We start from the raw sequence: 23,767 nt of genomic DNA on the forward strand, positions 1-23,767 counted from the left end.
AGAGAGGGACTGCTGGATCATCGGACCTTCCCTGCGGCCAGCGCCAGCTCGTCCTTGTCGAAGTCATCGACATTGATCACCTTGCGTCGCGCCGCTTCGGCTTCACGCAGAGCATGTGCCTCCACGGGTTGCAATACGCCAGCTTCAAGTGCCGTATCAATGATGTGTTCCCCGGCGATCGGTTTGACCTGACCGCTTTTGAGTGCCACATGCAGTTTCTTTTGCAGAGGTTGCGCTGCGTTCAACAGATCGCTGGCGTGTTGCAGTGCGCCGACCGGGTCTTCGGCCGATTGCGGGCGATAGCAGCCCAAGAGCAACTCTTCCAGAGTCGGATCGCCTTTGGCACGGCCGATCACTGCCGCCACTTCCGCGCCGAGTCTGTCCGAAGGCCCTTTGTGGCGGCGGCCGAACGGGAACACGATCACCCGCAACAAGCAGCCCAGTATCCTGTTCGGGAAGTTGCTCAACAGTTCGTCCATGGCCCGCTCGGCCAGGCCCAGGCTTTCTTCCATGGCCCAGGTAAACAGCGGCGTCATGTGTTCCGGTGAGTCGAGGTCGCTGTAACGCTTGAGTGCGGCGCTGGCCAGGTACAGGTTGCTCAGTACATCGCCCAACCGTGCCGAGAGGCGTTCGCGGCGTTTCAATTCACCGCCCAGCAGCATCATGCTCAGATCGGCGAGCAGGGCGAACGAGGCGGCCTGACGGTTGAGCGCGCGGAAATAACCCTGGCTGAGCCTGTCGCCCGGCAGGTGTTCCAGATGCCCGAAACCAAGGTTCAGCACCAGGGTGCTGGCTGCGTTGCTCACGGCAAAACCGATGTGCTTGAGCAGCAGGCCGTCGAACTCGGTCAGGGCCTGATCCTTGTCTTCGCGGCTGGCGAGGGCCATTTCCTTGAGGACGAACGGATGGCAACGAATCGCGCCCTGGCCAAAGATCATCAGGTTGCGCGAGAGAATGTTCGCCCCTTCCACGGTGATGCAGATCGGCGCGCCGTTCCAGATCCGTCCGAGATAGTTTTTCGGCCCCATGATGATCGCCTTGCCGCCGTGAACATCCATGGCGTGGGTGATGCACTCGCGGCCGCGTTCGGTGAGGTGGTACTTGAGAATCGCCGACAGGACCGACGGCTTCTCGCCCAGATCCACCGCATTGGTCGTCAGCATGCGCGCCGCGTCCATCATCCAGGCGTTGCCGGCGATGCGTCCCATGGCTTCCTGAATGCCTTCGAAGGCGGCAATCGGTACGTTGAACTGCTCGCGAATCCGGGCGTATTGGCCGGTCACAAGGCTGCTGAACTTGGCCATGCCGGTACCGACCGCTGGCAGGGAGATCGAGCGCCCGACTGACAGGCAATTCATCAGCATCATCCAGCCCTTGCCGAGCATTTCCTGACCGCCGATGAGGTATTCCAGCGGCACGAACACATCCTTGCCGGAGTTGGGGCCATTCATGAACGCCGCACCGAGCGGCAGGTGACGGCGGCCGATTTCCACTCCCGCGGTGTCAGTCGGTATCAGTGCCAGGCTGATGCCCAGGTCTTCCTGCTCGCCCAACAAGTGATCCGGGTCGTAGGCCTTGAACGCCAGGCCGAGCAGGGTGGCCACCGGGCCCAGTGTGATGTAGCGCTTTTCCCAGTTCAGTCGCAGGCCGAGGGTTTCCTTGCCTTCCCATTGACCTTTGCAGATCACCCCGGTGTCTGGCATTCCGCCCGCATCGGAGCCGGCCAACGGCCCGGTCAGGGCGAAGCAGGGGATTTCTTCGCCGCGCGCCAGGCGTGGCAGGTAATGGTTGCGTTGTTCGTCGGTGCCGTAATGCAGCAGCAGTTCGGCCGGGCCGAGGGAGTTGGGGACCATCACGGTGGAGGCAAGGTCGCCGCTGTGGGACGCCAGTTTCATCGCGACCTGGGAGTGGGCATAGGCCGAAAACCCCTTGCCGCCAAATTCCTTGGGAATGATCAGGGCGAAGAAGCCGTTTTCCTTGATGAATGCCCAGGCCTCGGCCGGCAGGTCCATGGTTTGACCGAGCTGCCAGTCGCTGACCATGGCGCAGAGTTCTTCGGTCGGACCATCGATGAAGGCCTGTTCCTCCTCACTCAACTGCGCTTTTGGATAGGCCAGCAGTTTGTTCCAGTCCGGACGGCCGCTGAACAATTCGCCATCCCACCATACCGTGCCGGCCTCGATGGCTTCGCGCTCGGTTTGCGACATGGGCGGCAGAGTTTTCTGGAACCAGTTGAACAGCGGCGCACTGAAGCATTTACGGCGCAGGTCGGGTAGCAGCAAGGGGGTCGCCACGACGGCAACCAGCCCCCAGAAAATCAGTAGCAGCCAGCCTGGTGCGTGGCTGAATACGCCCATTGCCAGCAGGTAGACAGCCACGATACCCAGTGCAGGCAGCGGCGAAATCCGGCGGTGGGCCAAGTAAGCTATCCCGACAAGCAGAACCAGTATCCACAACAGCAGCATATTTAATCCTCCGTGAAACCAGGGCGAGCCAACCCTCAGAGCTTAGACGGCATCCGCAAAACAGGGTGGTCGCAGCGTTGTGATTGAAAACGTGGGAAACAGTGGTTGATTTTGTAGGCCTGATGAACGCCAGGCCGTGAAAAATCGTTCATTGAACGAGCGATATAGCGCCCATGTTTGGCCGAAACGTCGTTATCTCTGTGCTGAACCTCTCGCTAGACTCGGAGCTTCCCAAGGAGATTGCTCTCATGCACGAGTACCTGAGTCCCGGCCGCTTCATCGATAGTGACCATCCCTCGGTGATGGAGTTCGCCGAACAACATCGCGGCAGCCGTCGCGACCCGCTCGAGCAGGCGATCAACCTCTATTACGCCGTCCGTGAAGCCGTGCGCTACAACCCTTACACGTTCAGTCGTGATCCACAGACCTTGCGCGGCAGTCATGCACTGGCGACCGGTGAGAGTTACTGCGTGCCCAAGGCCACGCTGTTGGCCGGGTGCGCGCGGCATTGCGCAATTCCCGCGCGGATTGGTCTGGCGGATGTACGCAATCATTTATCGACGCCGCGTCTGCTCGAATTGCTCAAGAGCGACGTGTTTGCCATGCATGGCTACACCGAGCTTTACCTGAACGGCCGCTGGGTCAAAGCCACCCCGGCCTTCAACCAGGGTCTGTGTCAGCTGTTCAATGTCGCGCCGCTGGAATTCGACGGGATCAACGACAGTGTTTTCCATCCATTCAATCGCGATGGCGAGAAGCTGATGGAGTATCTGATTGATCATGGCCAGTTCAGCGACGTGCCGGAAACGTTTTTCTTCGCGCACCTTGAAAAGTGTTATCCGCACTTGTTCGGCGAGCAACTGCCAGGGCTGTTGGGGCACATGCAGAGCGATTTGAGTCGCGCCTGATCCGGCGTATGCTGCCTGCGCATTCATCCATTGAGAGGCGGTCATGCTGAAGATCTGGGGTCGGAAAAATTCATCGAATGTCAGAAAGCCATTGTGGGCCGCCGAAGAGCTGGGCTTGGCCTATGAAGCCATCGATGCCGGTGGTGCTTTTGGTGTCGTCGACACGCCGCAGTACCGCGCGATGAATCCTAACGGCCGAGTCCCGGTGATTGAAGATGATGGCTTCGTGTTGTGGGAATCCAATGCCATCGTCCGTTACCTGATGGCCCGTCACGCCGAAGGCAGCGCCTGGTATCCGGCGGATCTGCAAGCTCGCGCAACAGCCGACAAGTGGATGGACTGGACCACTTCCAGTTTTGCCGGACCGTTCCGTACCGTGTTCTGGGGCGTCTTGCGCACCCGCGCAGACCAGCAGGACTGGCCCGCCATCAAGGCGGCAATCAAGGAATGTGAAGCGCTGCTGATGATGGCCGATCAGGCATTGGCAACCCGGCCATACCTGTCCGGTGACGAGATCGGCATGGGCGACATTCCCCTGGGCAGTTTCATTTATGCCTGGTTCGAAATGCCGATCGAGCGTGCGCCCATGCCTCACCTGGAGGCCTGGTACGCAAGGCTGAAACAGCGTCCGGCTTATCAAAAGGCGGTGATGACCGCGTTGACTTAATACTCACTATCGACACACTTGACTGTACTTGTGTGGCGGCGACAAGCACCATTGTGCCGGTGCGTCGTGGTTGAGTTGTCCGCCGCCCGCCCCCATTTATTCCTTTCCTTCCTTCTTGGTGCATGAATCCGATATGAGTTCCGCTCTGTCCATCCGGCAGCTAACCAAAACCTACGGCAACGGTTTCCAGGCCTTGAGTGGTATCGATCTGGATGTCGCCGAAGGTGACTTTTTCGCCCTGCTCGGCCCCAACGGCGCCGGCAAATCCACGACCATCGGCATTCTCTCGACCCTGGTGAACAAAACCAGCGGCACGGTGAATATCTTTGGTCACGACCTGGACAAGGACCCGGCGGGGCTCAAGCGCTCCATCGGCGTCGTACCCCAGGAGTTCAACTTCAACCAGTTTGAAAAGACCTTCGACATTGTCGTGACCCAGGCCGGTTACTACGGCATTCCGGCGAAAATCGCCAAGGAGCGCGCCGAGCAGTATTTGACCCAGCTCGGGCTATGGGACAAGCGCGATGTGCCGTCGCGTTCGCTGTCCGGTGGCATGAAGCGTCGACTGATGATTGCCCGGGCGCTGGTCCACGAGCCACGCCTGTTGATCCTCGACGAACCGACCGCCGGCGTGGACATCGAACTGCGTCGCTCGATGTGGACCTTTCTCACCGAGCTGAACAAAAAAGGCATCACCATCATCCTCACCACGCACTATCTGGAAGAGGCTGAGCAGTTGTGCCGCAACATCGGCATCATCGACCACGGCACCATCGTCGAAAATACCAGCATGAAGCAGTTGCTCAGCCAGTTGCATGTCGAAACTTTCTTGCTGGATCTGAAATACAGTGTGAGCGCACCGCCGCAGCTGATCGGCTATCCGTCGCGGTTGATCGATGCCCATACCCTGGAAGTCCAGGTGGACAAGAGCATGGGCATCACTGCGCTGTTCACTCAGCTGGCACAGCAGAACATCGAAGTGCTGAGCCTGCGTAACAAAACCAATCGCCTTGAGGAGTTGTTCGTGTCCCTGGTGGAGAAAAATCTGTCGAAGGTGGCGGTATGAGTTCCGAGCTGCAGCCCAACCTCGTCGCCCTGAACACCATCGTTTACCGTGAGGTCCGGCGTTTTACCCGGATCTGGCCGCAGACCCTGCTGCCGCCGGCCATCACAATGGTTCTGTACTTCGTGATCTTCGGCAATCTGATCGGCCGGCAAATCGGCGACATGGGTGGTTTCACCTATATGGAGTACATCGTGCCGGGGCTGATCATGATGTCGGTGATCACCAACTCCTACGGTAACGTGGTGTCGAGCTTTTTCGGCAGCAAGTTTCAGCGTTCCATTGAAGAACTGATGGTGTCGCCGGTCTCGCCCCACACCATTCTGATTGGCTTTACCCTGGGCGGTGTACTGCGCGGGCTGATGGTTGGCATCATCGTGACGCTGCTGTCGCTGTTTTTCACCCATTTGCAGGTGCATCACCTTGGGGTGACCCTTCTGGTGGTGGTGCTGACGGCGACTATCTTCTCGCTGCTGGGCTTTATCAACGCCGTGTTTGCGCGCAACTTCGATGACATTTCGATCATTCCGACCTTCGTGCTGACACCACTGACGTACCTGGGCGGGGTGTTCTACTCGATTTCGTTGCTGCCGCCGTTCTGGCAGACCGTGTCCCTGGCCAACCCGGTGCTGCACATGGTCAACGCCTTCCGTTACGGCATCCTTGGTGTGTCGGATATCCGCATCAGCATTGCGATCACCTTCATGTTGGTGGCGACTGTCGTGCTGTATATCGGTTGCGCGCGATTGCTGGTCAGCGGTCGCGGGATGCGCACATAAGCGATAGTGTCATCACAGACACCGCAAAAAAGAACGGCCTCCATACGGAGGCCGTTTTGCTTTCTCACATTCGGCTTTTCTTGCGGCGCTTCCATTGCCGCGCCACCCACCAGCGCCAATACATCATCACCAGGCAGTAGGCGAGCGCCCCGAGAGCCAAACCCGTCACCACCGAGCCCAGCAAAAACGGCTGCCACAAGGTCGATAACTCGCCGCTGATCCATTCCCAGGTCAACGCATCCGGCAATTGGCGGGGAGGAACGTCCATCAGCCAGGCGCCGGCCTGGTAAGTGCAGTAGAACACCGCAGGCATGGTGATCGGGTTGGTCAGCCAGACCAGGCTGACGGCAATCGGCATGTTGCCGCGCACGATGATCGCGAGTACGGCGGCCAACAGCATTTGCAAAGGGATCGGCAGGAACGCCGCGAACAGGCCAACCGCCATTGCCCGGGCTACGGAGTGGCGATTGAGGTGCCAGAGGTTGGGGTCATGCAGCAGGGTGCCGAGAAAGCGTAAGGATTTGTGTTCCCTGATGCTGGTCGGGTCTGGCATGTAGCGTTTGAACAAGCGCCGGGGCATAAGGCTTCTCGGTCGGTTAAGGCGGCAAGTATGTCTCGATTCTAGGCGTCGCCCATTCAGACTTTGTGACAATTGATAACGACGACCGTGCGATACGCCCGCTATGCCTAGGGACGGGACTCTCAAGGACGGGCTTATGCGCACAGGGATGATGGCGCTGGCGTTGGGTCTGCTGACCTTGCGCTTTTTACCGGTATTGCCGCCGGTCGGGTTGTGGCTGTTGATGCCGGTTGTGGGTTTGATGGTGTTGCCATTCAGGACCTACCCGGTGGCGTTTTTCCTGTTTGGCTTGAGTTGGGCCTGCGCACAGGCGCAATGGGCACTGGATGATCGTTTGCCAGCGAGCCTCGATGGCGAAACGCGCTGGGTCGAAGGGCGGGTGGTGGGGCTGCCCCAGAACAACGAAGGCGTAATCCGTTTTGAGCTGGCGGATGCCCGGTCGCGACACGGCAAAGTGCCACAACTCATGCGACTGGCCTGGTATGAAGGGCCACCGGTGAACAGCGGCGAGCGCTGGCGCTTGGCGGTCAAGTTGAAGCGTCCCGCCGGGCTGCTCAATCCCCATGCCTTCGATTACGACGCCTGGCTGTTGGCGCAACGCATCGGGGCAACGGGGACCGTCAAGGACGGCGAGCGTTTGCGCGAGGCGCAATGGGCCTGGCGCGATGGTATTCGTCAGCGCTTGCAGACCGTGGACGCCCAAGGCCGTACGGGCGTGCTGGCCGCTTTGGTTCTGGGTGATGGTGGTGGACTCAGCCGCCAGGATTGGCAGGTGTTGCAAGACACCGGCACCGTGCATTTATTGGTGATTTCCGGGCAGCACATTGGTCTGCTGGCGGGGGTGGTGTATCTGCTGATTGCCGGGCTCGCCCGCTATGGCCTGTGGTCGAACCGTCTGCCATGGTTGCCCTGGGCCTGTGGTCTGGCCTTCGCTGCAGCGCTTGGTTACGGGCTATTGGCCGGTTTTGATGTGCCGGTGCGGCGTGCCTGTTTGATGATCGGTCTGGTGCTGTTATGGCGCCTGCGTTTTCGACACCTTGGCGCGTGGTGGCCGTTGCTGCTGGCGCTCAATGGCGTTTTGCTATTGGATCCGCTGGCCAGTCTGCAACCGGGGTTCTGGTTGTCTTTCGCAGCGGTGGCCGTGCTGATCTTCACCTTCGGCGGTCGCTTGGGGCCTTGGCTTTGGTGGCAAACCTGGAGCCGCGCGCAATGGCTGATCGCAATCGGCCTGGGCCCGTTGTTGCTGGTATTGGGTTTGCCGATCAGTGTCAGTGGGCCGCTGGTCAACCTGTTGGCGGTGCCGTGGATCAGTCTGGTGGTACTGCCACCGGCATTGCTCGGGACGCTGTTGTTGCCCGTGCCTTATGTGGGCGAGGGCCTGTTGTGGATCACGGGTGGTCTGATCGATGGGTTGTTCTGGGGGCTGGGGTGGGTGGCGGGCCAGGTTCCGGCGTGGGTGCCCGCAGCGATTCCACCATGGGTCTGGGCCATCGGTACCTTGGGAGCCTTTCTCCTTTTGCTGCCGCGGGGTGTGCCGATGCGCCCGCTCGGATGGCCAATGCTGCTGTTGCTGGTTTTTCCGCCGCGCGCCGAAATACCGGAAGGAATTGCCGAGGTCTGGCAGCTGGATGTCGGCCAGGGCCTGGCGATCCTGGTACGCACTCGCCATCACACGCTGCTGTATGACGCGGGTCCTCGGTTCGGTGACAACGATCTCGGCGAGCGCGTGGTTTTGCCAACGATACGCAAATTGGGCGTGGACGGTATCGACCTGATGTTGATCAGCCACGCCCACGCCGATCATGCCGGCGGAGCGCGGGCTATCGCCCAGGGGCTTCCGGTGAGGCATGTACTCGGTGGTGAACCGGCAGAGTTGCCGGGCGAACTGAAAGCGCGGGGCTGCGAGAACGGTCGGCGATGGACCTGGGACGGCGTGAACTTTGAACTGTGGCAATGGGCGCATGCCCGCGAAAGCAATCCGAAATCCTGCGTTCTGCAGATCGAAGCCAACGGCGAGCGAATGCTGCTGACCGGCGACATCGACACGGCCGCCGAGCGCGCCTTGCTCGACAGTCCATTGGCCGTAACCACCGATTGGCTGCAATCGCCGCACCACGGCAGTCGCAGTTCGTCGTCCATGGTGCTGCTCAACGCCTTGCAGCCCAAGGCGGTGCTGATCTCCCGTGGCCAGGGCAATTCGTTCGGCCATCCGCACCGGACCGTCCTGGCACGCTATAAAAAGCTCGGCATGGCGATCTACGACAGTGCGGAGCAGGGTGCCATTCATCTGCAACTCGGGCGTTACGAGGCGCCGCGTTCAATGCGTCTGGAACGGCGCTTCTGGCGCGATCCACCGCCCGTAAACAAATAACCGGGAGTTATTACAGCCCGACCGGATGCGACATCACGGTCTTCGGTGCGTCGACCCCCTATGTTAGAGTGGCGCACTTTTTCGAGGGGACTTTCACTGTGTGGGAATTGGTAAAATCCGGCGGCTGGATGATGCTGCCGATCATTCTGAGTTCCATCGTGGCCATGGCGATCGTTGCCGAGCGTCTCTGGACCCTGCGGGCCAGTCGTGTGACCCCGGAGCATTTGCTCGGTCAGGTCTGGGTCTGGATCAAGGACAAGCAACTCAATAAAGAAAAGCTCAAGGAACTGCGCGCCAACTCTCCGTTGGGCGAGATCCTGGCCGCCGGCCTGGCGAACTCCAAGCATGGTCGCGAGATCATGAAAGAGTGCATCGAAGAAGCCGCCGCCCGGGTCATCCATGAACTGGAACGCTACATCAATGCTCTCGGTACCATCGCCGCCATGGCGCCATTGCTGGGCCTGCTGGGTACGGTGCTGGGCATGATCGATATCTTCAGCTCGTTCATGGGCACGGGCATGGCGACCAACCCGGCGGTGTTGGCCGGAGGTATTTCCAAAGCCTTGATCACCACGGCGTCGGGTTTGATCGTAGGTATCCCGTCGGTGTTCTTCCATCGTTTCCTGCAACGGCGTATCGATGAACTCGTCGTGGGCATGGAGCAGGAATCCATCAAGCTGGTTGAGGTGGTGCAAGGTGACCGCGACGTTGATCTGGCTGAGGGCAAAGCGTGAAGTTCCGCCGCAAGCAACGGGAGAACGTGGACATCAACCTCGTGTCGCTGATCGACGTGGTGTTTGTCCTGCTGCTGTTTTTCGTGGTGACCACGACCTTTACCCGTGAAACCCAGTTGCGCGTCGACCTGCCGGAAGCGGTCAGCGGCTCGCCTGCCGAAGATCAATCCAAACAGCTGGATATCGCCATCAGTGCAGACGGCGTGTTCTCGGTGAACAACCAGATCCTGCCAAAAAGCGACCTGGCGACCCTGATGGACGCGCTGCAAAAAGAGGCCAAGGGTGATACCAATCGTCCGCTGTCCATCAGCGCCGACGGCAAAACCCAGCATCAATCGGTGATCACGGCCATGGACGCCGCCGGCAAGCTTGGCTTCAGTCACTTGCGCATGACCACCGTCGAGGCGGCGCCCGCGCCCTGATGGCCATGTCCGATCGCCTGCTCGCCGCCTGGTACCGAGGTCATCCGGCACTCAAGTTATTGCAGCCGCTGGAGTGGTTGTACCGACGCGTGGTCAACAACAAGCGCAAACGCTTTCTGGCAGGCGAGGGCGAGATCTATCAGCCGCCCGTCCCGCTGATCGTGGTGGGCAATATCACCGTGGGCGGTACCGGCAAGACACCTTTAATCCTGTGGATGATCCAGCATTGCCAGCGCCGTGGCTTGCGGGTCGGCGTGGTCAGTCGTGGCTACGGTGCCAAACCGGCGCAGTTGCCCTGGCGGGTCGAGGCGGATCAAGGCGCGGACATCGCCGGCGACGAACCGCTATTGATCGTCCAGCGTACCGGCGTGCCATTGATGATCGACCCGGACCGCAGTCGGGCCGTCAAGGCCTTGTTGGCGAGTGAGCCGCTGGACCTGATTTTGTCCGATGACGGCATGCAGCATTACCGACTGGCCCGGGACCTCGAACTGGTGCTGATCGATGCCGCCCGGGGCCTTGGCAACCAGAGATGCCTGCCCGCCGGGCCATTGCGCGAACCGGTCGAACGCCTGCAAAGCGTCGATGCGGTGCTGTACAACGGCGCCACGGCTGACCGCGACGGTGGTTTTGCCTTTCAGTTGCAACCGACCGCGCTGGTCAATCTGCAAAGTGGTCAACGCCTTCCCCTCGATCACTTTCCCAAAGGCCAGGCGCTGCATGCGGTGGCTGGAATCGGCAATCCGCAGCGTTTCTTCACGACCCTCGAAACGCTACACTGGCAGCCAGTGCCGCATGCCTTCGCCGATCACGCCGAATACAGCGTGCAGGCCTTGAATTTCACGCCGTCATTGCCGTTGGTGATGACCGAAAAGGACGCGGTGAAGTGCCGTGCCTTCGCCGCCGCCGATTGGTGGTATCTGGCAGTGGACGCTGTGCCGTCACCGGCTTTCGTGGCCTGGTTCGATACCCAGCTGATGCGTCTGTTGCCGGCTCGACTTTTGCCTTAAACCGTTTTATCCAGGGAATGATCATGGACACCAAACTGCTCGACATCCTCGCTTGCCCGGTCTGCAAAGGCCCACTCAAGCTCAGCGCCGACAAGACCGAGCTGATCAGCAAGGGCGCCGGCCTGGCGTACCCGATTCGCGACGGTATCCCGGTGATGCTCGAATCCGAAGCCCGTACCCTGACCACTGATGAGCGTCTGGATAAATGACTACAGCCTTTACCGTTGTCATTCCATCGCGTTATGCCTCCACGCGTCTGCCGGGCAAACCGTTGCTGTTGATTGCCGGCAAGCCGATGATTCAGCACGTCTGGGAGCAGGCGAGCAAAAGCAGCGCCCAGCGTGTGGTGGTTGCCACCGACGACGTGCGCATCGTTGAGGTTTGCCAGGGCTTTGGCGCCGAAGTGGTCATGACCCGCGAAGATCACAACTCCGGCACCGATCGTCTGGCGGAAGTCGCGGCGAAACTGGGTCTGGCGCCCGATGCCATTGTCGTCAACGTCCAGGGTGATGAACCCCTGATCCCGCCGAGCGTGATCGATCAGGTCGCCGTCAACCTCGCCGCCCACACCGAAGCGCGCATGGCCACCCTGGCCGAGCCGATCGAAGATGTCGAAACCCTGTTCAATCCCAATGTGGTCAAGGTCGTCAGTGACCTCAATGGCCTGGCCCTGACGTTCAGTCGCGCCACGTTGCCATGGGCGCGCGACGCTTTCGCCAAGAGCCGCGAACAGCTGCCGCAAGGCGTGCCGTACCGTCGCCATATCGGTATCTATGCCTATCGCGCCGGTTTCCTGCAGGACTTCGTCAGCTGGGGTCCGTGCTGGCTTGAAGATACCGAGTGCCTCGAACAGCTGCGAGCGCTGTGGCACGGGGTGCGGATTCACGTTGCCGATGCGCTGATTGCACCGCCGGCCGGCGTCGATACCGTTGAAGACCTTGAGCGCGTTCGTCGCCTGCTGGAGGCCTGATGCGGGTTCTGTTTGTCTGCCTGGGCAATATCTGTCGTTCACCCACGGCAGAGGGCGTGCTACGGCATAAGCTGCGTGAGGCAGGGCTGGCCGATCAAGTCGAAGTTGCCTCCGCCGGCACCGGTGACTGGCATGTCGGCCATCCACCGGACAAGCGCAGTCAGGCGGCTGCGAAACTGCGCGGTTATGACCTGTCGAACCAGCGTGCGCAGCAAGTGACCCGCGCCGATTTCGCCACCTACGACCTGATCCTGGCGATGGATAAAAGCAACCTGCGCAGTCTCGAGGCGCTGCAACCGGTCAAGGGTAGAGCCGAGCTGGATCTGTTCCTGCGCCGCTATCAGTCGGAACTCGATGAAGTGCCGGACCCTTATCACGACTGTGAGCAAGGGTTCGAGCGGGTGCTGGATCTGATCGAGCGTGCCAGTGATCTGCTGGTGATCGAATTGAAGGGACGGCTATGAGTCTGCAGCTGCGGCAACAGGTCTCGCTCAAGCCCTACAACAGCTTTGGCGTGGATGTTCAGGCCCGTCTGTTTGCCGAGGCCCACAGCGACGCCGACGTGCGCGAAGCACTGGCCTATGCCCGGGAACATGACGTGCCCCTGCTGGTGATCGGCGGTGGCAGCAACCTGTTGCTGACGGGCGATGTGTCGTCGCTGGTACTGCGCATGGCCACGCGCGGGATTCGCATGTTGAGCGATGACGGTAGCAAGGTCGTGGTCGAAGCCGAGGCTGGCGAACCCTGGCATCCGTTTGTGCAGCATACATTGATGCAAGGCCTGTCCGGCCTGGAAAACCTGAGCCTGATTCCCGGCACCGTGGGTGCCGCACCGATGCAGAACATCGGTGCCTATGGGGTCGAGATCAAGGACGTGTTTGCCGGCCTGACGGCGCTTGATCGCCACAGTGGTGAATTGCGCGACTTCAGCCTGGAAGAATGCAACTTCGCTTACCGTGACAGCCTCTTCAAGCAGGAGCCGGGGCGCTGGTTGATCCTTCGGGTGCGTTTCACGCTCGACCGCACTGCGCATCTGCATCTGGATTACGGCCCGGTGCGTCAGCGCCTGACCGAGCAAGGCATCGATCATCCGACCGCCACTGACGTCAGCCAGGCCATTTGCAGTATCCGCAACGAAAAGCTCCCGGACCCGGCCGTACTCGGCAACGCCGGCAGTTTCTTCAAGAACCCGTTGGTGTCGGCGGCGATGGTTGCCCGGCTCAAGGGTGAGTTCCCGGATCTGGTGGCCTACGCACAGCCGGACGGTCAGATGAAGCTGGCCGCTGGCTGGCTGATCGAGCGGGCAGGGTGGAAAGGATTTCGCGAGAACGATGCAGGCGTGCATAAATTGCAGGCCTTGGTGTTGGTCAACTATGGCAATGCCACCGGACTGCAATTGCTCGACCTGGCACAGCGCATCCAGAAAGACATTTCAGAACGTTTTCATGTCGATCTGGAAATGGAGCCCAATCAGTATTGAAGCTAAGCTTTCCAGACTGATCTCAAAGCCCTGCACAACTTCCATTGTGCAGGGCTTTTTTGTTAATGCTGGGTTAACTTAGCCACCTAACGATACCAGCATTTGCTTCATCAAAGGCCCGGCGCAGACGTGCTCGTCTGCACAAAAGAGCCCATCAGCCTGAGTCGATCTGTGATAACCGAACCGCTTGGCTAAAGCGGCAGATTGCTCGACCCCATAACCCCATACTATGCGGGCGTGCCCATGATTACCCTGAAACTCAATGGTCAAGACCATCAACTCGACGTCACCGAAGACATGCCGCTGCTCTGGGCGATCCGCGACGTGGCCGGTTACAACGGCACCAAATTCGGCTGCGGCATGGGCCTGTGCGGCGCCTGCACCATTCACATCGAAGGCGCTCCGGCACGCAGTTGCATCACGCCAATCGGCTCGGTCGTGGGGCAGAACGTCACCACGATCGACAATCTGCATGCCGACCCCGTCGGCAAAGTCGTGCAGCAAGCCTGGCTCGACACGGCCGTGGCCCAGTGCGGTTACTGTCAGGGCGGGCAAATCATGTCTGCCACCGCATTGCTTAAAACCAATCCGAACCCGAGCGACGAGCAGATCGAAGAGGCGATGGTCGGCAACATTTGCCGCTGCGGCACCTACAACCGCATCAAGACCGCCATCCGCCAGGCATCCACTCACCTCAAGGAGGCCAAGGCATGAGCCGGTTACCGAATGATTTCGCCCTGAGCAACCTCAGTCGGCGTGGTTTCCTCAAAGGCGTGGGCGCTACGGGTGCACTGGTGGTGGCCGCCAGTTGGGGCTGGCAAGACGCGTTTGCCGAAGAGAAGGAGAAGAAGTTCGGCGCCGATGGCATGCCCCACGGCTGGGTCGACGATCCCAAGGTTTACATCAGCATCGCAGCCGACGGCACGGTGACAGTCGTCTGCAACCGTTCGGAAATGGGTCAGGGTGTGCGCACCAGCCTGACCATGGTCGTGGCCGACGAACTGGAAGCGGATTGGGCACGGGTCAAAGTCAAGCAGGCACCGGGCGACGAAGTGCGTTTCGGTAACCAGGATACCGACGGTTCGCGCAGCATGCGCCACTGGTACGAGCCAATGCGCCGCTGCGGTGCCGCCGCGAGGACCATGCTGGAGCAGGCGGCTGCCGAGCAGTGGAAAGTGCCGGTCGGTGAATGTCATGCGCAACTGCATAAAGTGATCCACAAGCCTTCCGGTCGCGAACTGGACTATGGCGCCCTGGCCACCGCTGCGGGCGCCCTGGCCGTGCCGGCGCGTGACAGTCTGCGCCTCAAGCAACCTTCGGAATTCCGCTACATCGGCAAGGAAGGCACCAGGGCTATCGACGGTGACGACATCGTCAACGGTCGCGCGGTATATGGTGCCGACGTGCATGTCGACGGCATGCTGTTCGCCACCATCGCCCGACCCGCGGTGTACGGTGGCAAGGTCAAGACCTTCGATGCCAGCGCCGCGATGAAAGTCCCCGGTGTGCTCAAGGTCGTGCAGATCGAAAGCCGTCCACTGCCATCGGAGTTTCAGCCGCTGGGTGGTGTGGCGGTGGTGGCCAGCAATACCTGGGCAGCGATCAAGGGGCGTGAAGCGCTGAAAATCGAATGGGATGACGGCGCCAACGCCAGTTACGACTCGATCGCCTACCGCAAGGAGCTGGAGGCCGCTTCGCTCAAACCCGGCAAAGTGGTACGCAACACGGGCAACATCGATAAAGCCATGAGCGGCGCCAACAGCACGCTGGAAGCCTCTTACTACTTGCCGCATCTATCACAGTCGCCGATGGAGCCAATGGTCGCCATCGCCCGCTACAAGGACGGCGTATGCGAGGCCTGGGGGCCGAGCCAGGCGCCACAGGTCACCCGTGAGCGGATCAGCGAGCGTCTCGGCCTGCCGTTCGACAATGTTACCGTCAACGTCACCCTGCTGGGCGGCGGTTTCGGCCGCAAGTCCAAACCCGACTTCATCATCGAAGCGGCGATTCTTGCCAAGGAGTTCCCTGGCAAGGCCGTGCGTGTGCAATGGACCCGTGAAGACGACATCCACTGCTCCTATTTCCACACCGTGTCCGCCGAGTACCTCAAGGCCAGCCTGAACAAGGATGGCCTGCCTTCCGGCTGGTTGCACCGCACCGTGGCACCCAGCATCACCGCATTGTTCGCACCGGGCATGAATCACGAAGGGGCATTCGAGCTGGGCATGGGTTTCACCAACATGGCCTACGCGATCCCCAACGTGCGCCTGGAGAACCCCGAGGCGACGGTGCACACCCGGGTTGGTTGGTATCGCTCGGTGTCGAACATCCCCCATGGCTTTGCCATCCAGAGTTTCGTCGATGAACTGGCGCACAAGGCCGGGCAGGATCCGCTCAAGTACCAAATCAAATTGCTCGGCCCGGATCGTCAGATCGATCCGCGTACCTTGAGTGAAGAGTGGAACTACGGTGAATCGCCGGAACGTTACCCGATCGACACCGGGCGTTTGCGCACGGTGCTGGAAACTGCCGCCAAAGCCGCCGGTTGGGGGCGCGAGTTGCCGAGGGGGCGTGGCTTGGGCCTGGCGGTGCATTACAGTTTCGTCACCTACGTGGCGGCGGTGATCGAGGTCGAGGTCAAAGACGACGGCACGTTGATTGTGCACAAGGCTGACATTGCCGTGGATTGCGGGCCGCAGATCAATCCCGAGCGGATTCGCGCACAGTTCGAAGGCGCTTGCGTCATGGGCTTGGGCAACGCAGTGCTGGGTGAAATCAGCTTCAAGGATGGCAAGGTCCAGCAGGACAACTTCCATATGTACGAAGTGGCGCGCATGTCCCTGGCACCGAAGGAAGTCGCCGTGCATCTGGTCACGCCGCCAGGCAATGTCCCTTTGGGTGGCGTTGGCGAACCCGGCGTGCCGCCGATTGCGCCGGCGCTGTGTAACGCAATCTTTGCCGCCACCGGCAAACGCATTCGCAGCCTGCCGATTCGCTATCAGTTGCAGGACTGGCAAAAGGCCAAAGCCTGATGGACAGCGCCGATCTGAATGTCCTGCGCAGCGTACTGGAGTGGCGCCGAGCCGGTCAGCGGGTGGTTTTGTACAGCGTGGTCCAGACCTGGGGCACCGCGCCCCGGGCACCTGGGGCCATGCTGGCCTTGCGTGAAGACGGCGTGGTGATTGGTTCGGTGTCGGGTGGTTGTGTCGAGGATGACCTGATAGCCCGGTTGCATGATGGTCGGATTCCGGCCGAGGGGCCGCCCGTGCAATTGATCACCTACGGCGTGACCCGCGAAGAGGCAGCACGCTTTGGCTTGCCGTGCGGCGGCACCTTGCGATTGACCGAGGAGCGCGTCGGCGATCCTGCGTGGGTCGCTGAACTGCTGGCTCGCTGCGAAGCCCATGAAATCGTGGCGCGCTGCCTTGATGTTGCGACCGGAGAAGTGGTCTTACAGCCCGCCAGCAAAACGGATGTACTGGCGTTCGATGAGCAGACCTTGCGTGCCATTTACGGCCCCCGCTGGCGCTTGTTGTTGATCGGCGCGGGGCAATTGTCTCGTTACGTTGCCGAAATGGCGCGGCTGCTGGATTTCGAAGTGCTGATTTGTGATCCGCGTACCGAGTTCGTCTATGGCTGGGAAGAGCAGCATGGTCGTTTCGTCTCCGGCATGCCCGACGAGGCGGTGCTGAGTATCCAGACAGACGAACGCACGGCCATCGTTGCACTGACCCACGACCCGCGCCTGGATGATATGGCCCTGCTGACGGCCCTCGACTCCAGGGCGTTTTACGTCGGAGCGCTGGGATCACGGGTCAACAGCCAGAAGCGCCGGGAAAATCTGGCGCAACTGGGCTTGTCGCAACAGGCCATTGATCGGCTCCACGGCCCGATCGGTTTGCATATCGGCAGTCATAGCCCGGCGGAAATCGCCTTGTCGTTGATGGCTGAAATCGTGGCGATCAAAAATGGCGTGGAACTGAAACAGAAGAAGCCGTCACAGGAGCGCGTATGAGCGAGTCCATCGGCGTCATTGTGTTGGCAGCGGGGCAGGGCAGTCGGTTTCGTCAGGTCGCCGGTACCGACAAGGACAAGTTACTGGCCGATTGCAGCGGTCGCGATGGCGCGGCTCGCTCGGTGATCGAGCATGTGCTGGTGAATCTGCCGGCCAATGCGGGCAAGCGCGTCCTGGTGACTACCGCTGATCGACCCCAAGTGATTCGCATGGCTCAGGCCTACGGCTGCGAAATTGTGTTGATCGAGTCCGTCGGCATGGGTGACAGCATTGCTGCAGGAGTTTCTGCCTGTGCGCAACTCGATGGCTGGTTGATGGTTTTGGGGGATATGCCATTCATCCTGCCGTCCAGCATTGAAAAAGTTCTGGCAGGTATGCGCAGCGACAGCGTCAGCGTGCCGGTGCAGGACGGGGAGTATGGGCATCCGGTCGGGTTCGGACGGGATTTCGCGGCGGGATTGATGGCGTTGTCGGGGGATCGTGGCGCCAAACCGCTATTTGCCAAGGGGCGCGTTGTTGAGGTGGCAGTGGATGATCCCGGGGTGTTGTGGGATGTGGATGTGCCGGAGAAGTTGGTCTTCAAGTAATCGCTGATCCCTTGTGGGAGCGAGCTTGCTCGCGAGAGCGGTGGATCAGCCAGCATCAATTTCCGAATGTTAAGCCATCATCGTGAGCAAGCTGGCTCCCACAGGGAATCGGTACAGTTGTTTTGGATATAAAAAAGCCCCGCCTGGGTCACCAGGCGGGGCTTTTCATTAGCCGATGGAATCAGACGAGAGGTTTAGGCTCGTGTTCTTTTTCCAGAGCTTTTTCGTGTTGCTCTACCGCTTCCTGAACGGAGCGTGGTGCTTCGTGGATGGCGGATTGAGCAGGCTCTGCAGCGACTTCTGCAGTCGGGGCAGGCGCTGCCTCGGCCACTTCAGCAACAATCGGCGCTGGTTCGACTGCAACAACGGCTTCAGCCTGAGCCGCAGCGGCCGCCAATTCGGCTTCCTTCTGCAGGCGCTCTTCCTCACGCTTGCGACGACGCACTTCACGCGGGTCGTTTGGTGCGCGGCCGCTTGGCGTCAGGGCGCTGACAGGAGCGGCTGCAACCACGGGTGCAGGCGCTTCGGCAACGACTGGCGCTTCCACGACAGGAGCGGGCTCGGCAGCAGCGACGACCGGCTCGGAGGTCACGGCATCGGCAACAGGAGCTTCAACGGACGGCGCTTCAACGACTGGCGCTGGAGTTTCGGTGACGGCTGGCTCGGCAACCCAGTTGAACGCGGTTTGCTCTTCGCGAACTTCACGAACGGCTTCGGTCACGGTTTCAGTGACGGTTTCGGCAACCGGTTCTGCGATCACAACAGGTTCTGCGACAGCTTCAACCACTGGCTGAGCCGGTGCTACTTCGATTTCCGGCGATGCGGTCACTTCAACCGGAGTAGTCGCTTCAACGACTGGCGCTTCGACTGGTGCAGTTTCCAGGGTGGCGGCAGTGGCGCGTTCGGCTTGCTCGTTGGCCTGTGCTTCGGCCGGGGCGCTGATCACGGTGCTGGCAACGGCTGCGGTAACCGCCAGGCCGGCGGCCAGATCGGCGGTGCTTGGCGCTTCGTTGTTTTCGCCGGATTCGGATTCTTCCGAACCTTCGATCACATTGCCGTTGGCATCGCGTTGACGCTCGCGACGGTTGCTGCGACGACGCTGGCCACGGGAACGGCGGCGTGGGCGATCGCCTTCGGCGCCGTCCTGACCTTCTTCCTGCAGTTGCTCTTCGTTGGTGGTCAGCTCTTCTTCGGCGACGGCAGCGGCTTGCTCGGCACGTGGTTGACGTTCTTCACGCGGTGGGCGTGGAGCGCGCTCTTCGCGTGGCTGGCGGGCCGGGCGCTCTTCAGCGGTCGCAGCAGCAGCAACGGCCGGAGCAGCATCCAGAGGCTCACGCAGTTCACGAACGCGCTCTTCGCGTTCGCCACGTGGCTTACGGTCTTCACGCGGTGCGCGAGGTGCACGTTCTTCTCGTGGAGCGCGCGGCGCGCGTTCTTCACGTGCTACGGCTGGTGTCTCTTCACGGGCTTCGCGTGGTTGACGCTCTTCGCGTGGCTCACGTGGTGCGCGCTCTTCACGCGGTGCACGTTCTTCGCGCGGCTTGCGTTCTTCATCGCGGCGACCGTTACGGTTGCGGCTCTGCTGGCGACCGTTGCGACGTTGTTCTTCATTGCTGCGAGCCGGACGCTCGGTGGCAGCCGGTTTTTCGACCACGGCCGGGGCAGCAGGCTCTTCCTTGGAGGCGAACAGGCTGACCAGCGACTTCACCAGGCCCTTGAACAGGCTTGGCTCTGGAGCGGCGACAGGGGCGGCAACCGGAGCGGCGACGACTTCAGTCGGAACCGGAGCGTTGGCACGGGCTGGCGCAGTCTTGACCGCCGCTTCCTGGCGAACCAGGGTACGGGTGGCCGCAGCTGGCTGGACTTCTTCCACTTCGGCAGCGGCAGCAGCGATTTCGTAGCTGGACTGGTTGATCGCCGCTTCAGGGCTGTCATCACGCAGACGCTGTACTTCGAAGTGCGGCGTTTCGAGATGATCGTTCGGCAGAATCACGATGCGGGCACGGGTGCGCAGTTCGATCTTGGTGATCGAATTACGCTTTTCGTTGAGCAGGAACGCGGCGACCGGGATCGGCACCTGGGCGCGAACTTCGGCGGTGCGGTCTTTCAGTGCTTCTTCTTCGATCAGGCGCAGGATCGCCAGCGACAACGATTCAACATCACGGATGATGCCGGTGCCGTTGCAGCGCGGGCAGACGATGCCGCTGCTTTCGCCCAGGGAAGGACGCAGGCGCTGACGGGACATTTCCAGCAGGCCGAAGCGCGAGATGCGACCGACTTGCACGCGAGCGCGGTCGGCTTCCAGGCATTCGCGGACTTTCTCTTCCACGGCGCGCTGGTTCTTGGCAGGGGTCATGTCGATGAAGTCGATGACGATCAGGCCGCCAATGTCGCGCAGGCGCAACTGACGGGCGATTTCTTCCGCGGCTTCAAGGTTAGTCTGCAGGGCGGTTTCTTCGATGTCGCTGCCTTTGGTGGCACGCGCCGAGTTGATGTCGATGGACACCAGGGCTTCGGTCGGATCGATAACGATGGAGCCGCCGGAAGGCAGTTCGACGACGCGCTGGAACGCGGTTTCGATCTGGCTTTCGATCTGGAAGCGGTTGAACAGCGGAACGCTGTCTTCGTACAGCTTGATCTTGCTGGCGTACTGCGGCATCACCTGACGGATGAAGGTCAGGGCTTCGTCCTGGGCTTCGACGCTGTCGATCAGCACTTCGCCGATGTCCTGGCGCAGGTAGTCACGGATGGCGCGGATGATCACGTTGCTTTCCTGATAGATCAGGAATGGCGCGGAGCGATCCAGCGAGGCTTCTTTGATGGCGGTCCAGAGTTGCAGCAGGTAGTCGAGGTCCCACTGCATTTCTTCACTGCTGCGGCCCAGGCCGGCAGTGCGCACGATCAGGCCCATGTCGGCCGGGGCAACCAGGCCGTTCAGGGCTTCGCGCAGTTCGTTGCGCTCTTCACCTTCGATGCGACGGGAGATGCCACCGGCACGCGGGTTGTTCGGCATCAGTACCAGGTAACGACCGGCCAGGCTGATGAAAGTGGTCAGGGCGGCGCCCTTGTTGCCACGTTCTTCTTTTTCGACCTGAACGATGACTTCCTGGCCTTCGCTCAGGACGTCCTTGATGTTGACGCGGCCTTCAGGGGCTTTCTTGAAGTATTCGCGGGAGATTTCTTTGAGTGGCAGGAAGCCGTGGCGCTCGGAGCCGAAATCGACAAAGGCAGCCTCAAGGCTTGGTTCGATGCGAGTAATCCGGCCTTTATAGATGTTGGCCTTCTTCTGCTCGCGTGCACCGGATTCGATGTCCAGGTCGTAGAGGCGCTGGCCATCTACCAGTGCAACACGCAACTCTTCGGGTTGAGTTGCGTTAATCAGCATTCTTTTCATGTAGTACCGTCGGTTTCCGGGCTGCCGGAAACGGCGTTCGGCACACACGACTTCTCACGGTCGGTGTCAGGTGCGTCAGGAGTGGTTGGACACTCCAGTGTCTAGCGAACCCCGACCAATTGGGCCGGTGTCGCGACGTACGCGTCCTGCTTGCTGTGGCTACTTAAGCACTCAGTCAGGAGGAGGAATCAACCAGCGGCTGTGGACGAGATGAAGCGTCTTGATAAAGCCTATTGCTACACAGTCCAGCGGTTGTGCATCTCCACCCTACACGTATCCCTGATAATTCGGGTGCTGCCGCGCGCAGAATCCGCAGCGGGTTGGCATTTACCGTGAGCTCCGAAAGGGGAGGTCACGCATCATGGCTAATTTAGGCGTTGTTTCCGAAGCGTTCGCTCGGGGTCATTCGCAGCTGACTGCACTTTGTGAACTGGCCGTGAATATTGGCTCGCAAAACGAGTGAAAACTCTGCTTTGCGGTTTGATTCAGGCCTCATGTCACCTGCGCTTGTTACAACTGCAAACTCCACCGTTACGTAGCGAAAGCCCCGTAGGACGGCCTCGCGTCCTGGTGAATTGCGTTGGTCAGGGTCGGTTTTTGACCGTTGGTCCGCTGTCCAGGCCGCTTTTGGCGGCGTTCGCGACTATAGCAGCAATGATTAAGTGCTTCAATTCCATAAAAAATTGTTATCATCCGCGGCATGACGACTACAGCCCCCTCGACCCCAGGCGTACAACTGCTTGAGGTCTCGCCGGAATATGCCGGCCAACGTATTGATAATTTCCTTCTCGCTCGGCTCAAAGGCGTGCCCAAGACCTTGATTTATCGCATTTTGCGCAAGGGCGAAGTGCGGGTGAACAAGGGGCGGATCAAGCCCGAATACAAGCTGCAGGCGGGCGATATCGTGCGCGTGCCGCCGGTTCGCGTGCCTGAGCGCGACGAGCCGGTGCCGCTGGCTCAAGGTCTGCTGCAGCGACTCGAGGCGTCGATTGTCTACGAAGATAAGGCGTTGATCGTGATCAACAAACCTGCCGGGATCGCCGTTCATGGTGGCAGCGGTTTGAATTACGGCGTCATCGAAGCCTTTCGTCAGTTGCGCCCCGATGCCAAGGAGCTGGAGCTGGTCCACCGTCTTGACCGTGATACCTCCGGGCTGCTGATGATCGCCAAGAAGCGCAGCATGTTGCGTCACCTGCACACCGCATTGCGCGGTGATGGTGTCGATAAGCGCTACATGGCACTGGTTCGCGGCAACTGGGCGAGCTCGATCAAGCAAGTCCGTGCGGCACTCGGCAAGAGCAATCTGCGCTCCGGCGAGCGCATGGTCGAGGTCGACGAGGAGGAGGGCAAGGAGTCTGTGACCGTGTTCAAGGTCCTGCGTCGCTTTGGTGACTTTGCCACCCTGATCGAAGCCAAGCCGATCACCGGCCGCACGCACCAGATCCGCGTCCACACGTTGCACGCCGGGCACTGCATTGCCGGCGACACCAAGTACGGCGATGACGATTTCAGCAAGGAAATCCGTGATCTGGGCGGTAAGCGCCTGTTCCTGCACGCCTACATGCTGACCGTGCCGCTGCCCGATGGTGGTGAACTCAAGTTGCAGGCGCCGGTCGATGAGATGTGGGCCAAGACCGTGGAGCGATTGAGTGCGCCCATCTGATTACAAGCTGCTGATATTCGATTGGGACGGCACGCTCGCCGATTCCATTGGTCGGATTGTCGAAGCGATGCATGTGGCGTCGGAGCGAACCGGTTTTCCACTGCGCGATGATTTCGCCGTCAAGGGCATTATCGGGCTGGGTCTGCCGGAAGCGATCCGCACTTTGTATCCCGAAATCGGCGATACCGACCTGATAGCCTTCCGTCAGCATTATGCGGATCACTACATCGCATCGGAGGCGGTGCCTTCGCCGTTGTTTGAAGGTGTGGTCGAGTCGCTCGAGGCGTTTCGTGCCGAGGGTTATCATCTGGCTGTGGCGACCGGCAAGGCCCGGCGCGGGCTGGACCGGGTGCTGAAATCCCACGGCTGGGAAAATTATTTCGACATCACCCGTGCGGCTGACGAGACCGCCAGCAAGCCGCATCCACTGATGCTTGAGCAGATCCTGGCGCATTGCAATGTGGCTCCCGCGCAAGCGCTGATGGTCGGCGACTCGTCGTTCGATCTGCAGATGGCGCGTAATGCCGGAATGGATTCGGTGGCGGTCAGCTACGGTGCCCAGTCGATCGAGGCGCTGAAATTGTTCGAGCCGCGGCTGGCGGTCGATCGTTTTTCAGAATTGCATGCCTGGCTGAGTCAGCGGGCTTAATACGTTGTTG

21 protein-coding genes are annotated in these 23,767 nt (G+C 60.5%); 18 read left to right on the plus strand and 3 right to left on the minus strand.

The genetic code is table 11. The features are described from left to right. Nucleotides 1-17: 17 nt before the first annotated feature. Nucleotides 18-2,465 (minus strand): acyl-CoA dehydrogenase, encoded by a 2,448-nt coding sequence (locus tag F7R06_RS19200; protein ID WP_090317652.1) that lies wholly within the window; start codon nt 2,463-2,465, stop codon nt 18-20. Nucleotides 2,466-2,713: 248 nt separating this feature from the next. Between F7R06_RS19200 and F7R06_RS19205 the strand changes: the two genes are divergently transcribed. The 4 genes from F7R06_RS19205 (at nt 2,714) to F7R06_RS19220 (ending at nt 5,882) form a co-directional block, all read left to right on the plus strand. Next, complete coding sequence (locus tag F7R06_RS19205) at nt 2,714-3,373, plus strand: transglutaminase-like domain-containing protein (protein ID WP_090317655.1); 660 nt, start codon at nt 2,714-2,716, stop codon at nt 3,371-3,373. A gap of 43 nt (nt 3,374-3,416) precedes the next feature. Further along, nucleotides 3,417-4,040, plus strand: a complete 624-nt coding sequence (locus F7R06_RS19210) for a glutathione S-transferase family protein (protein WP_090317658.1) — start codon at nt 3,417-3,419, stop codon at nt 4,038-4,040. A 133-nt stretch (nt 4,041-4,173) separates the two neighbouring features. Continuing rightward, the gene (locus F7R06_RS19215) at nt 4,174-5,106 is read left to right on the plus strand and encodes an ABC transporter ATP-binding protein (RefSeq protein WP_090317661.1); all 933 of its coding nucleotides are present in this window, start codon (nt 4,174-4,176) and stop codon (nt 5,104-5,106) included. Then, nucleotides 5,103-5,882, plus strand: coding sequence for an ABC transporter permease (locus F7R06_RS19220; protein ID WP_090317664.1), 780 nt, complete (start codon nt 5,103-5,105; stop codon nt 5,880-5,882). The genes F7R06_RS19215 and F7R06_RS19220 overlap by 4 nt, the downstream gene beginning before the upstream one ends. Nucleotides 5,883-5,946: 64 nt before the next feature. Here F7R06_RS19220 and F7R06_RS19225 read toward each other — a convergent pair whose 3' ends face one another. Next, nucleotides 5,947-6,462, minus strand: a complete 516-nt coding sequence (locus tag F7R06_RS19225; RefSeq protein WP_090317667.1) for a DUF2062 domain-containing protein — start codon at nt 6,460-6,462, stop codon at nt 5,947-5,949. 136 nt (nt 6,463-6,598) lie between these two features. Here F7R06_RS19225 and F7R06_RS19230 point away from each other — a divergent pair, with 136 nt between their 5' ends. The 12 genes from F7R06_RS19230 (at nt 6,599) to F7R06_RS19285 (ending at nt 18,051) form a co-directional block, all read left to right on the plus strand. After that, the gene (locus tag F7R06_RS19230; RefSeq protein ID WP_090317671.1) at nt 6,599-8,833 is read left to right on the plus strand and encodes a DNA internalization-related competence protein ComEC/Rec2; all 2,235 of its coding nucleotides are present in this window, start codon (nt 6,599-6,601) and stop codon (nt 8,831-8,833) included. Nucleotides 8,834-8,931: 98 nt separating this feature from the next. Then, nucleotides 8,932-9,567 (plus strand): MotA/TolQ/ExbB proton channel family protein, encoded by a 636-nt coding sequence (locus F7R06_RS19235; RefSeq protein ID WP_162493923.1) that lies wholly within the window; start codon nt 8,932-8,934, stop codon nt 9,565-9,567. Beyond that, on the plus strand, nt 9,564-9,989 hold the full coding sequence (locus F7R06_RS19240; RefSeq protein ID WP_090317677.1) for an ExbD/TolR family protein: 426 nt from the start codon (nt 9,564-9,566) through the stop codon (nt 9,987-9,989). The genes F7R06_RS19235 and F7R06_RS19240 overlap by 4 nt, the downstream gene beginning before the upstream one ends. Next, on the plus strand, nt 9,989-10,999 hold the full coding sequence (gene lpxK / locus F7R06_RS19245) for a tetraacyldisaccharide 4'-kinase (RefSeq protein WP_090317680.1): 1,011 nt from the start codon (nt 9,989-9,991) through the stop codon (nt 10,997-10,999). Before F7R06_RS19240 ends, lpxK begins: the two co-directional genes overlap by 1 nt. Before the next feature lie 23 nt (nt 11,000-11,022). Next, entirely contained in the window at nt 11,023-11,208 is a 186-nt protein-coding gene (locus F7R06_RS19250; protein ID WP_003179363.1) for a Trm112 family protein, read from the plus strand. Continuing rightward, nucleotides 11,205-11,969 (plus strand): 3-deoxy-manno-octulosonate cytidylyltransferase, encoded by a 765-nt coding sequence (kdsB, locus tag F7R06_RS19255; protein ID WP_090317682.1) that lies wholly within the window; start codon nt 11,205-11,207, stop codon nt 11,967-11,969. The genes F7R06_RS19250 and kdsB overlap by 4 nt, the downstream gene beginning before the upstream one ends. After that, entirely contained in the window at nt 11,969-12,433 is a 465-nt protein-coding gene (locus F7R06_RS19260) for a low molecular weight protein-tyrosine-phosphatase (protein WP_090317685.1), read from the plus strand. Before kdsB ends, F7R06_RS19260 begins: the two co-directional genes overlap by 1 nt. Further along, a complete protein-coding gene (gene murB, locus F7R06_RS19265) occupies nt 12,430-13,449 on the plus strand; it encodes a UDP-N-acetylmuramate dehydrogenase (RefSeq protein WP_090317687.1) in 1,020 nt (339 codons plus the stop codon). The genes F7R06_RS19260 and murB overlap by 4 nt, the downstream gene beginning before the upstream one ends. Before the next feature lie 243 nt (nt 13,450-13,692). Beyond that, a complete protein-coding gene (locus F7R06_RS19270; protein WP_034149969.1) occupies nt 13,693-14,163 on the plus strand; it encodes a (2Fe-2S)-binding protein in 471 nt (156 codons plus the stop codon). Next, nucleotides 14,160-16,481, plus strand: a complete 2,322-nt coding sequence (locus F7R06_RS19275) for a xanthine dehydrogenase family protein molybdopterin-binding subunit (RefSeq protein WP_090317690.1) — start codon at nt 14,160-14,162, stop codon at nt 16,479-16,481. Before F7R06_RS19270 ends, F7R06_RS19275 begins: the two co-directional genes overlap by 4 nt. Beyond that, a complete protein-coding gene (locus F7R06_RS19280; protein WP_090317693.1) occupies nt 16,481-17,464 on the plus strand; it encodes an XdhC family protein in 984 nt (327 codons plus the stop codon). Before F7R06_RS19275 ends, F7R06_RS19280 begins: the two co-directional genes overlap by 1 nt. After that, a complete protein-coding gene (locus F7R06_RS19285; protein WP_090317696.1) occupies nt 17,461-18,051 on the plus strand; it encodes a nucleotidyltransferase family protein in 591 nt (196 codons plus the stop codon). Before F7R06_RS19280 ends, F7R06_RS19285 begins: the two co-directional genes overlap by 4 nt. A 181-nt stretch (nt 18,052-18,232) precedes the next feature. Here F7R06_RS19285 and rne read toward each other — a convergent pair whose 3' ends face one another. Further along, nucleotides 18,233-21,445 (minus strand): ribonuclease E, encoded by a 3,213-nt coding sequence (gene rne, locus F7R06_RS19290; protein WP_090317700.1) that lies wholly within the window; start codon nt 21,443-21,445, stop codon nt 18,233-18,235. A 700-nt stretch (nt 21,446-22,145) separates the two neighbouring features. On the opposite strand from rne, the gene rluC reads away from it, so the two are divergent. Then, on the plus strand, nt 22,146-23,108 hold the full coding sequence (rluC, locus tag F7R06_RS19295) for a 23S rRNA pseudouridine(955/2504/2580) synthase RluC (protein ID WP_090317703.1): 963 nt from the start codon (nt 22,146-22,148) through the stop codon (nt 23,106-23,108). Further along, nucleotides 23,095-23,757, plus strand: coding sequence for an HAD-IA family hydrolase (locus F7R06_RS19300; RefSeq protein ID WP_090317706.1), 663 nt, complete (start codon nt 23,095-23,097; stop codon nt 23,755-23,757). Before rluC ends, F7R06_RS19300 begins: the two co-directional genes overlap by 14 nt. Nucleotides 23,758-23,767 lie beyond the last annotated feature (10 nt).

Origin of the sequence: Pseudomonas moorei (assembly GCF_008801475.1) — a bacterium.
Classification (GTDB): domain Bacteria; phylum Pseudomonadota; class Gammaproteobacteria; order Pseudomonadales; family Pseudomonadaceae; genus Aquipseudomonas; species Aquipseudomonas moorei.